8 protein-coding genes are annotated in these 11,249 nt (G+C 45.5%); 6 read left to right on the forward strand and 2 right to left on the reverse strand.

What is annotated here, in order from left to right:
• Positions 1–36 precede the first annotated feature (36 nt).
• A complete protein-coding gene (locus K4H96_RS08480; RefSeq protein ID WP_223336981.1) occupies positions 37–1,815 on the forward strand; it encodes a serine hydrolase domain-containing protein in 1,779 nt (592 codons plus the stop codon).
• 64 nt (positions 1,816–1,879) lie between these two features.
• The gene (locus tag K4H96_RS08485; RefSeq protein ID WP_223336980.1) at positions 1,880–3,658 is read left to right on the forward strand and encodes a serine hydrolase domain-containing protein; all 1,779 of its coding nucleotides are present in this window, start codon (positions 1,880–1,882) and stop codon (positions 3,656–3,658) included.
• A 58-nt stretch (positions 3,659–3,716) separates the two neighbouring features.
• Here K4H96_RS08485 and K4H96_RS08490 read toward each other — a convergent pair whose 3' ends face one another.
• Both K4H96_RS08490 and K4H96_RS08495 read right to left on the reverse strand, forming a co-directional pair.
• Entirely contained in the window at positions 3,717–4,457 is a 741-nt protein-coding gene (locus K4H96_RS08490; protein WP_002900163.1) for an amino acid ABC transporter ATP-binding protein, read from the reverse strand.
• The gene (locus K4H96_RS08495) at positions 4,457–6,625 is read right to left on the reverse strand and encodes an ABC transporter substrate-binding protein/permease (protein WP_223336979.1); all 2,169 of its coding nucleotides are present in this window, start codon (positions 6,623–6,625) and stop codon (positions 4,457–4,459) included. The genes K4H96_RS08490 and K4H96_RS08495 overlap by 1 nt, the downstream gene beginning before the upstream one ends.
• Positions 6,626–6,820: 195 nt before the next feature.
• On the opposite strand from K4H96_RS08495, the gene K4H96_RS08500 reads away from it, so the two are divergent.
• The 4 genes from K4H96_RS08500 (at position 6,821) to K4H96_RS08515 (ending at position 11,204) form a co-directional block, all read left to right on the forward strand.
• Positions 6,821–7,756: a CPBP family intramembrane glutamic endopeptidase gene (locus K4H96_RS08500; protein ID WP_223336978.1), complete on the forward strand. Its 936-nt coding sequence runs from the start codon at positions 6,821–6,823 to the stop codon at positions 7,754–7,756.
• Positions 7,757–7,832: 76 nt separating this feature from the next.
• Positions 7,833–8,780, forward strand: a complete 948-nt coding sequence (locus K4H96_RS08505) for a CPBP family intramembrane glutamic endopeptidase (protein ID WP_002912667.1) — start codon at positions 7,833–7,835, stop codon at positions 8,778–8,780.
• A 161-nt stretch (positions 8,781–8,941) separates the two neighbouring features.
• The gene (uvrB, locus tag K4H96_RS08510; protein ID WP_223336977.1) at positions 8,942–10,930 is read left to right on the forward strand and encodes an excinuclease ABC subunit UvrB; all 1,989 of its coding nucleotides are present in this window, start codon (positions 8,942–8,944) and stop codon (positions 10,928–10,930) included.
• Positions 10,931–10,949: 19 nt separating this feature from the next.
• Entirely contained in the window at positions 10,950–11,204 is a 255-nt protein-coding gene (locus K4H96_RS08515; RefSeq protein WP_227956467.1) for a hypothetical protein, read from the forward strand.
• The last annotated feature ends 45 nt before the right edge of the window (positions 11,205–11,249 follow it).

Consider the following 11,249-nt stretch of genomic DNA (forward strand, 5'->3'; position numbering starts at 1 on the left):
GGGCTTTGCCTACATAAATCTGCAAAGGAGAATCGCATGAAAAAAACATTTATTTTCACACTTCTAACTATTTTAACATTGGGACTTTTTCGCCCAGCCACTGCGCTAGCTGAAGAGCAGAAGTTGCCGTCTGGTACAGACCGAGACAAAATTGGTCAGAAGATCCAAGACTATGTCAAAGAGCACGAAAAGACAACAGCCGGCATGGCAACAGCTGTCTTTGACAAAGACGGCACTATCTATCAAGGGAACTTTGGCTATATGGATAAGGAAAAGGGAATCAAAGCTGATGACGGCAGTGTTTTTGAATGGGGCTCCGTGACTAAGCTGACCGTCTGGGTCTCTGTTATGCAGCTCTGGGAGCAAAGTAAGATTAACCTAGAAGAAGACATCCGCACCTATCTGCCAGAGGGCTTTCTCAGAAATCTCCGCTACGACAAGTCCATCACTATGCTGAATCTGATGAACCATCAGTCTGGATTTGACGAGGCTACCTTGTACATGCGAAGCGATAAAAGTATCGAAGAAATCCTTAAAGAACAACAACCTATCCAGTCCTTTGAACCCGGTACAGTCACAGCTTATTCAAATTACGGTACTGGCTTGGCTGCTTTGATTGTCGAGCGGATCTCCGGTCAGAAGTTTGTTGATTATGCCCATGAGCATATTTTCCAACCGCTGGGCATGGACAAGACAGCTATTTTGCCAGACCTATCAGACAATTCTTACGTCCAGAAAAAACGTCAAGAGGCCAAAGGATATGACATCCAAGGAAAAGTTCTGAGCAAGGATAGTTACATCGTTGGCCTCTATCCTATCGGTGCGGCTACTGGTACCTTGAAAGACTTACAGAAGTTCGCCCAAGCCCTGCTGGCTCGCAAGACGCTCTTTGAGCGTCCAGAGACTTGGAGTACCTTCTACAGCCCAAGCCTGACCTATCCTGGAACAGATACTGCCCGTAACGCTCATGGCTTTTGGGCTAACGAATATGGCACTACAGTGCTAGGACACGGTGGTAATACACTTGGCTTTAGCTCACGGATGATATTGGACTTGGAGCATGGTATCGGCTATATTGTCATGACTAATCAGAGTACAGAGCAAAATTATAATTTCCAAATGCCAGAGCTCGTCTTTGGGCCACGTAAAACGGCCAGCAAGGAAACCCAAGAGCAGTTCAGTCCAGGCTATTACCGCACTCTACGCAACTTTAATCAAGGACCGCTGGCTATCTTTAAAATGGTTTCAGGCTTTGCAAATAATTGGCAAAAACCATCTGGAGATCAACGATTGTTAAATAACTTCTGGACCATTTATCAGAGCCAAGGCAAGCCCCATATCGCATTAGGTGTCACAGACTACGAGAAAATCTCTGACTTTGATTTCTATAAAGACTTTATTGTTCTTGGCTCTGGTGGACTTGGTATCATCTATGCCCTCGGTCTACTCCTCATTAGTCTGATTCTAGGAGCCTATCGACTCATCTTCCGTAAAAAACAAGATCAGCCAGACCATGTGTGGAAAGTCTGGAACATTCTAACAGCTGTTGGGGTTTTGGTTTTTCCGATTAATCTCTTTCTAATGTTCGTGGCGCAAGCTTCAGGAGATTTTAGCGAGATTGCTCAGTGGCGTTACATACTCTTTGCAGGACTGGGACTGTTCTTAGCAGGATGTGCGGTTTATCCGCTCTTTAGAAAGACTCGAAAGGGGCTCGGAAAAGGCCGCCTCTTCCTGACAGTTCTGACTAGTCTATCTGCACTCGCTATCGTAGCCAATATTCTCTACTGGTCGCTTTACCAGTGGTGGGTGATGTGATAAGTTGCCTGTCTTCCTTTGGGAAGGCGGGCTTTGCCTGCATAATTCTGCAAAGGAGTCTCTCATGAAAAAAATATTTATTTTCATACTGCTAACTATTTTGACATTGGGGCTTTTTCGCCCAGTCACTGCGCTAGCTGAAGAGCAGAAGTTGCCGTCTGGTACAGACCGAGACAAAATTGGCCAGAAGATTCAAGACTATGTCAAAGAGCACGAAAAGACAACAGCCGGCATGGCGACAGCGGTATTTGACAAAGACGGCATTATCTATCAAGGAAACTTTGGATACATGGATAGGGAAAAAGGCATCAAGGCCGATGATGATAGCGTCTTTGAATGGGGATCCGTGACTAAGCTGACTGTCTGGGTCTCTGTTATGCAGCTCTGGGAGCAAGGAAAGATTAACCTAGAAGAAGATATTCGCGCCTATCTGCCAAAGGACTTTCTTAGAAATCTCCGCTATAACAAGCCCATTACTATGCTAGATTTGATGAACCATCAGTCTGGATTTGATGAAGCCCCTCTCTATATGCAAGGGGGCAAGAGTTTAGAGGATTTGCTGCTCCAATATCAGCCGGCTCAGTCCTTTGAGCCGGGTACAACGACAGCTTATTCCAACTACAGTACGGGGTTGGCGGCCTATATTGTAGAACGAAGTTCTGGGCAATCCTTTGTTGAGTATACACATGAGCATATCTTCCAGCCATTGGGCATGGAGAAAACAGCCATAGCGCAAGACTTGTCTGACAATGCTTATGTCCAAGTCAAGCGCAAGGAAGTAAAAGGATATGCGACAGATGGCAGCCTGTTAGGCGATGCACTTTATGAAGTCGGCCTGTATCCAGTTGGTCGAGCCACAGGAACATTGAGTGATTTTCAAAAATTTGCTCAGGCCCTGCTGAGTCGCAAAACTCTCTTTACTCGGTCGGAGACTTGGACGACTCTCTATTCGACGACAGCAACCTATCCTAATACAGACATCGTTCGTAATGCTCATGGCTTCTGGGCCAGTAAATTTGGCGTTACAGTGCTAGGGCACGGAGGAAATACAAATGGTTTTTCCAGCTATCTCCTGCTGGATCTGAAGGATGGTATCGGCCAGGTGATCATGACCAATCAAGGCGTGGAAGAAATTTATAATGATGGCATGCCAGAATTGATTTTCGGAAAACGTCCGACAGCCAGTGCAGAGACTCAGAAAAAGTTCGAACCTGGCTACTATCAAATCCTTCGGAATTTTAACCAAGGTCCGCTTTCTTTGTATCAGCTTTTTCCAGGTAATATGCTTCATATGAAGAAGCCGTCCTCGGAGCGAATGGATCGTTCGTTTTGGACTATTTATAAAAGTGGAAATGGCAAAACGCGAATCGCTACTCCGGTCAGTGATTTCGAGAAAGTCCCTGACTGGGAAATCTGGACTAAGTTTGGGTTGATCGCTCTGGCTTGTCTTAGTGTCGTTTATGCTTTGGGTAATCTACTTGTTCGGCTTGTGCTAGTCCTTTATCGACTGGTTTTTGGCAAAGAAAAAAGCAAGCAAAATCGAGCTTGGAAATGGTGGCACATTTTGACAGCTACAGGAGTAGTGGCCGCGGTTGGCAATTTACTCTTGCTCCTGCTTAGCTCAAGTGCTACGGATCTCAGTATCATCGCCCAGTGGCGTTATATGGTCTTTGCAGGTCTGGGACTGTTCTTAGCAGGCTGTGCGGTTTATCCGCTCTTTAGCAAGGCTCGAAAGGGACTCGGAAAAGGTCGCCTCTTCCTGACAGTTCTGACTAGTTTGTTCGCCCTCTCCATAGTAGCTAATATCCTCTACTGGTCGCTTTACCAGTGGTGGGTGGTGTAGTTTAAAAATTTTTGAAACAAGAAAAGAGCCGGCATATAAGCTGGCTCTTCGTTTGGTTTTATACATTTAATACTTTGTCCAAGAAGTCTTTGAGGCGTGGGTGCTGTGGATTGTCAAAGATTTGGTCAGGCTTGCCGTCTTCTAAGAATTCACCGTCAGCGGTAAAGATAACGCGGTTGGCTACCTGACGGGCAAAGCCCATCTCATGGGTCACAATCAGCATGGTCATACCTTGCTGGGCCAGATCCTTCATAACGTTGAGAACGTCGCCGACCATTTCAGGGTCAAGGGCAGAAGTAGGCTCGTCAAAAAGCATGATGTCTGGATTCATGGCCAGACCTCGAGCAATTGCCACCCGCTGCTTTTGACCGCCGGACAGGCTGTCTGGACTAGCATCTGCCTTATCAGCTAAACCGACCTTTTCCAAGAGCTCCATACCCAGCTTATTTGCTTCGGCTTGGGTCAAGCGCTTGTGCTCAACAGGAGCAAAGGTGATATTTTCCAGAACAGTCATGTGCGGGAAGAGGTTGAAGTGCTGGAAGACCATACCGATATTTTCACGGACCAGATCCACGTCAGTCTTCTTGTCCGTCAGATCAAAGCCGTCAACCGTGATAGTCCCGCTGGTCACTTCCTCTAGCAGGTTGAGACTGCGCAGGAAGGTTGACTTACCAGAACCGGAAGGGCCGATGATGCAGACCACATCGCCCTCGTAGAATTTAGCAGTTATCCCCTTTAGGACTTCATTTTCCCCGTAGTATTTATGAAGATCGTTCACATCGATTTTTAATTTTGCCATTACTTAATCCTCTTTTCTAAACGTTTTGCCAAGCGGGTCAAGAGCGTAATAATGATGAGATAGAGCACGGCTAGGATAGCATACATGCGGAAACTCTGATAGTTGCGGGCGATGATGTCCTTACCCGTTTTGAAGAGCTCGGCCAGTCCAATGGCTGAGACAATCGTTGTATCCTTGAGTGCGATGACAAACTGATTGACAAAGTTTGGCAGCATAATCTTGGTTGCCTGTGGCAGGATAATCTTGCGCATGGTCTTGGAGTAGGAAATCCCCAAGCTGCGGCTGGCTTCCATCTGTCCAACAGGAACGGCTTGAATACCCCCGCGGACAATTTCTGCGATATAGGCGCCGGCATTGAGAGAGAGGGCGATGGTTCCTGAGACGAAAGCATTGATTGGGCTCTGTTGACCAGTCATGGATTCGATTAGGTTAGGAATCCCCCAGAAGATAAAGGCTGCCACAATCATCAGTGGAATACCACGAATGACATCGACAAAGATTTCTGCAATCCAGCGCAGCGGTTTATAAGGGCTGACGCTGAACATACCAAAGATAATCCCGATGACCATAGCAATCGCAAATGAAATCAGAGCCAAAGCAATCGTCACTCCCAGACCTTTAAGAAGTTCTTGGTAGTTATTTTGCAGCAAGCCCCAAATAGTGGACTCATCTACTGTGGATTCCTTTTCCTCGCTAGCCAGATACTTGTCTAAAATCTCTTGGTACTTGCCGCTTTCTTTGAGGTTGGCCAGCCCATTGTTAAACATCTCAATTAGCTCAGGATTGCTGCCTTTTTTAACTGCGAAAGCGACTTGGCCGCTTGGTGTACCTTCAATAGGTGTTTTAAGTTTCTTGCCTTGTTTAATAGCGTATTTGACAACGGGTTCATCATCCATCACAGCTGCGACGGAGCCAGTATTAAGGCTGTCATACATGGAAGCTGCATCTGAGAATGTTTTGATAGAGTAACCGTACTTGCTCTTGTTTTCCTCAAGGAAAGTCTGAGAAGCGGTACCGGTTTTGACACCGACTGTCTTGCCCTTGAGTTCCTCGTAGGACTTGATATTGCTGCTGTCCTTGACTGCCAAGATAGAGTTGGCTGTGTAGTAAGGATCGGAATAGTCAAAAGTTTTCTTGCGGGCATCTGTGACAGACATGCCGGCGATGATTCCGTCAGCCTGACCAGTCTGAACGCTATTGATAGCTGCATCAAAGCCAGGATTGGTTACTTCCACAGTAAAGCCTTGGTCTTTGGCAATAGCCTTAATCAGCTCCATGTCAATCCCAGTGTATTGGTTGCTGTCATCTTGGAAGACAAAAGGAGCAAAAGATGAGTCGCTGGCAATGATGTATTTGTCTTTTGTCGAAGTAGCTTTTTGACCGGCAGGAGTAGAAGTCTCTGGAACAGCTGAGTCAGAGCTGCCCTTAGAAGAAGTCCATTTATTAATGATTTCATCCAGACTGCCGTCTTCCTTCATCTGCGCTAAAGCTTCGTTAAACTCAGTAACTAGGTGCTCGTGCTTGCTGCCTTTTTTGACACCGAAAGCAAAGCTTCCAACAGCCTCACCTTTCATAGAAATTTTCAGGTTTTGGCCTTGATTGATGGCGTACTCAATGACCGGCTGATCGTCCATCACTGCATCGACATCACCAGCAGAAAGGCTGTTATACATCAAGTCACCTGTGTCAAAGGTTTTGAGAGTGAAGCCGTACTTATCCTTGTTCTTATCAAGGAAACGTTGGGCAGCTGTACCGGTTTTGACACCGACTTTCTTCCCTTTCAGCTGTTCATATTTGCTGATGGTGTTTGCCTTGGTCGTCGCGATAACGACCTTGGTTTCGTAGTAGGTATCAGACATGGTAAAGACTTTTTCACGCTCGCTTGTCTTGGTCATACCAGCCATGATGGCATCCGCCTGGCCAGCTTGGACTGCATTGACAGCTGCATCGAAGCCCGGGAAGCTCATGTCAATGTCCCAGCCTTTGATTTCTGCGACCTTGTTGATGATATCAACGTCAATCCCCTTGTAAGTCTGATCAGAATCTTTAAATTCAAATGGTGCGTAAGCAGTATCGGATACGATTTTGACCGTATCTGCCTGGGCTGTCACCCCTAACGCAAAAAATGGAAATAATGTTAGCAAGACTGCTAAGAATTTTTTCTTCATTTTCTTCCTCCTTTTTAGCATTCTAGCATTATAGCAGAAAATCACTGATTAGGCAAATTTCTCCTGTTCACATGTTAGGTTTTCTAACATATAAAACTCTCTGTTTTTGTAAGTTGAGCCGCAACTTTTCTTTGTTCTTAGAGCAAAGTCTGCTATACTGGAAATGAATGAAAGCAAGATTAGAATGAGGTTCTTATGAAAAAATCACGTATCTTGGACGGAGTCAATCAAGCTCGCTTTGTTCCTCCTTATATTTTGTCTCTTTTACTGGCAGTTGTTTTCGTGCAAGGGGGTCAGCAGTTAGCTTATTGGGCTTTGGAGCCAATTTCGGCTGTGCTAAGCCTTATGCTAGGTTTCTTAGGTCAAGGTGGATTCTTTGAAATCTTCTTCAATTTTGCCCTGCCTTTTCTTTTGTTCGGCTTTGTTTTTATGATACTGGCTCTCTTTCTTTGGGTACGCTGGGCTGAAGGACGTCCGCTCTCGACTCTGGGCTTTGTCAAAAAAGGAAGCTTAGTGGAGCTAGTCAAAGGACTGGCAGTAGGTTTTCTCCTCTTTAGTCTAGTCGCTCTGCTTATGCTGTTGAGCGGAGCTGGCTCTTTCGAATGGGGACAGCTGACGATGAGGCCTTTCCTCTATATCTTGATTTTGCTTCCGCTTTGGATGATTCAGGGCGGGGCAGAAGAGCTAGTGACACGGGCTTGGCTGCTGCCAGTTTCTGTCAAAAAGACCAACCTGCCCATCGGTTTGCTGACTTCGAGCCTGCTCTTTGCCCTCTTGCACCTAGGCAATCCAGATATTGGTATTCTTCCCATTGTTAACATTGCCTTATTTGGCCTCTTTACGAGTCTCTATCTGCTCCGGACGGACAATATCTGGGGGATTATAGGACTTCATGCAGCTTGGAACTTTACTCAAGGAAATATCTACGGTTTCAGCGTTAGTGGTACTGGTGTGGACGCGGCAGTACTGAACTTTATCCCTAAGACGGACTCGAGCTGGCTGACTGGTGGAGCTTTCGGCGCTGAAGCTTCTATTTTCAGCTCGCTCATTCTCTTGCTGGCCGTTTTTTACTTGCTTTTCAAGATGAAAAAAGATGGTGTTTTGACAGAGTTAGTAGGGAAGACACAATAACTGTGCGAACGTTTCTCTTTTGCCCAACCTAAAATAATATGCTATAATAAATTAAAATGAGGAAAGGAATAATTATATGTTTAAATCTCGTATGTTGGATGCTATCAAGCAATCGCATTATATTCCGCCGATTTGGTTGGCTATCTTGATTGCTATTGGTTTTGTTTATGGAGGAGGAATTTTAAGTTTTGTCGGAATGTTGCCAATCGGTATCATTGTCGGACTCTTGTTTGGCTTTGCAGATCCGACGATTAATCGGACAGAAGCAATGGCAGCCATTAGTCACTATACGGTCTTTTTTCAGCTAGCTGGTTTCTTTTTTATCGCTCTCACTGTCTTTCTATGGGTTCGATATCGTGAGAAGCGTCCTTTTTCTAGTCTGGGATTTTATAAACAGGACTGGTTCAAAAATCTCCTAAAAGGCTTCCTTATTGGAGCCGTTCAGTTTTCACTGGTTGTTGTCTTGCTCTTGGTAACGGGGACAGGCAGTCTGAAATTAGGTCAGCTTAACTTGCAGTCTTTGATTTTCGTCCTAGCAATCATTCCTTTCTGGATTCTCCAAGGCGGAACAGAAGAACTAGTGACGCGTGGTTGGCTTTTTCCAGCAGTTAGTGCTAAGTCAAATATCTTCATTGGTATCTTGATTTCCAGTGCTCTATTCGGGGCACTGCACCTCTTTAACCCTGGTGTGACCGTTCTTTCTATTGTCAATATCATACTAGACGGTATCTTTGCTTGTTTCCTTATGCTCAAGTATGACAATATGTGGGTACTGGCTGGTATGCACGGCGCTTGGAATTTTGTGCAAGGAAATATCTATGGCATTCAGGTCAGTGGCCAAGGAGCATCTACCTCTATCTTGAACTATAGCTCGCAATCTTCTGTCGATATACTGTCCGGTGGAGCCTTTGGAGCTGAAGGATCTATTTTTGCCAGTATCGTCCTGATTGGCTGCATTGCCTATCTTTACTGGTCATTAAAGAAAGAAAATCGCCTGCCTCAGGCGCTGATCTTTAAGAAATAACCATTTCGCCCAGTTTAGCTGGGCATTTTTTATGTCTTTTAACGAGATGCGTGACAAGGGATATAAGATGGTAGAAGTATGAGCCTCTTAGTTATACCCGAATCCAGAGAAAATAGGGCAAATATGGTAAAATGATAGAAGCACAATTTAAGGAATAAAAGATGATTAACAGAATTACAGATAATAAATTTGAATTGGTTTCCAAGTACGAGCCTTCAGGTGACCAGCCCCAAGCTATTGAGCAGCTGGTGGATAATATCGAGGGAGGCGAGAAAGCCCAGATTCTTATGGGAGCGACGGGTACCGGTAAGACCTATACCATGAGTCAAGTGATCTCTCGAGTCAACAAGCCGACTCTGGTTATTGCCCATAATAAAACGCTGGCCGGCCAGCTTTATGGCGAGTTCAAGGAGTTCTTCCCTAATAACGCGGTGGAATACTTCGTTTCCTACTATGATTACTACCAGCCTGAGGCCTATGTGCCTTCCAGCGATACTTATATCGAAAAGGATAGCTCGGTCAATGACGAGATTGATAAGCTCCGTCACTCAGCGACATCAGCCCTCTTGGAGCGTAACGATGTGATTGTCGTGGCTTCGGTCTCTTGTATCTACGGTCTGGGTTCGCCTAAGGAATACTCTGACAGTGTGGTTAGCTTGCGTCCAGGCCTAGAGATTTCCCGTGACAAGCTGCTTAATGATCTGGTAGATATCCAGTTTGAGCGCAATGACATTGACTTTCAGCGGGGAAAATTCCGGGTTCGAGGCGATGTGGTAGAAATCTTTCCTGCTTCTCGGGATGAACATGCTTTCCGGGTGGAGTTTTTCGGAGATGAGATTGACCGGATTCGTGAGGTTGAAGCCTTGACAGGTCGAGTCTTGGGTGAAGTGGACCATTTGGCCATCTTCCCAGCCACTCACTTCGTGACCAATGAAGACCACATGGAAGTGGCGATTGCTAAGATTCAGGCCGAGCTGGAGGAGCAGCTGGCTATCTTTGAGAAGGAAGGCAAGCTTCTGGAAGCTCAGCGCTTGAAACAGCGCACAGAGTACGATATCGAAATGCTGCGCGAAATGGGCTATACAAATGGTGTTGAGAACTATTCCCGCCATATGGATGGTCGAAGCGAAGGAGAGCCTCCTTATACCCTTCTGGACTTTTTCCCTGATGATTTCTTGATCATGATTGACGAGAGTCACATGACCATGGGCCAGATTCGGGGCATGTACAATGGCGACCGCTCTCGTAAGGAGATGCTGGTTAATTATGGTTTCCGCTTGCCGTCTGCCTTGGACAATCGTCCGCTGCGCCGAGAAGAATTTGAAAGCCATGTTCACCAGATTGTCTATGTATCGGCTACGCCGGGCGACTATGAAAATGAACAGACGGATACTGTTATTGAGCAAATTATCCGGCCAACCGGGCTTCTGGATCCAGAGGTGGAAGTCCGCCCGACTATGGGACAGATTGATGACCTTTTGGGCGAAATCACTGCGCGTGCAGAGAAGAATGAGCGAACCTTTATCACCACCCTGACCAAGAAGATGGCAGAAGATCTGACCGACTATTTCAAGGAAATGGGCGTCAAGGTCAAGTACATGCACTCAGATATCAAGACCTTGGAACGGACTGAGATTATCCGCGACTTACGCTTGGGTGTCTTTGACGTTTTGGTTGGGATTAACTTGCTGCGTGAGGGAATCGACGTTCCCGAGGTTAGTCTGGTGGCAATCCTTGATGCGGACAAGGAAGGTTTTCTCCGCAACGAACGCGGTCTTATCCAGACCATCGGCCGGGCAGCCCGCAACAGTGAGGGTCATGTGATTATGTATGCAGATACCATGACCCAGTCCATGCAGCGCGCTATTGATGAAACTGCCCGCCGTCGGGCAATCCAGATGGCTTATAATGAAGAGAACGGCATTGTACCGCAGACCATCAAGAAAGAAATCCGTGACCTAATCAGCGTGACCAAGGCAGCCTTGCCAGACAAGGAAGAAACAGTCGAAATCGAAAGCCTCAACAAGCAAGAACGCAAGGACATGATCAAGAAACTAGAAGGACAGATGCAAGAAGCTGCCGGACTTCTGGACTTCGAACTGGCTGCACAGATTCGCGATATGATTCTGGAAATAAAGGCGATGGATTGAAATTTTAGAAGGAGATAAAATGGAAGAGTTAAATTATTTTACTGGTAAATTTAGTAAATCTGGATTAGTGAATCACTTTGGTTCCTTGGACGAAAATAAACTGAAATACGAACTTGAAAATTTTATTAATCAATATTTAAAGTTATCTGAAGAAGAACAATTAAAATATGCTGGACCTGTCTTGGATGTTTGTATGAATTTAACAGAAAAAATAGGTAAGACCACAGCAAAAAATATATTAGTTACACTAAATACAAAATTGTTAAAAATTTAAAACTTTCAATCCAATCAAATGACTGGACATTATTTAATAATATTT

Origin of the sequence: Streptococcus sanguinis (genome assembly GCF_020729765.1) — a bacterium.
GTDB lineage: Bacteria > Bacillota > Bacilli > Lactobacillales > Streptococcaceae > Streptococcus > Streptococcus sanguinis_Q.

What these genes read in the sequence shown, in the direction of transcription:
- K4H96_RS08515 (WP_227956467.1), top strand. Translation starts at nt 10,950, where the DNA reads ATGGAAGAGTTAAATTATTTTACTGGTAAATTTAGTAAATCTGGATTA.
- K4H96_RS08505 (WP_002912667.1), top strand. Translation starts at nt 7,833, where the DNA reads ATGTTTAAATCTCGTATGTTGGATGCTATCAAGCAATCGCATTATATT.
- K4H96_RS08490 (WP_002900163.1), bottom strand. Translation starts at nt 4,457, where the DNA reads ATGGCAAAATTAAAAATCGATGTGAACGATCTTCATAAATACTACGGG.
- K4H96_RS08495 (WP_223336979.1), bottom strand. Translation starts at nt 6,625, where the DNA reads ATGAAGAAAAAATTCTTAGCAGTCTTGCTAACATTATTTCCATTTTTT.
- K4H96_RS08480 (WP_223336981.1), top strand. Translation starts at nt 37, where the DNA reads ATGAAAAAAACATTTATTTTCACACTTCTAACTATTTTAACATTGGGA.
- K4H96_RS08485 (WP_223336980.1), top strand. Translation starts at nt 1,880, where the DNA reads ATGAAAAAAATATTTATTTTCATACTGCTAACTATTTTGACATTGGGG.
- K4H96_RS08500 (WP_223336978.1), top strand. Translation starts at nt 6,821, where the DNA reads ATGAAAAAATCACGTATCTTGGACGGAGTCAATCAAGCTCGCTTTGTT.
- uvrB (WP_223336977.1), top strand. Translation starts at nt 8,942, where the DNA reads ATGATTAACAGAATTACAGATAATAAATTTGAATTGGTTTCCAAGTAC.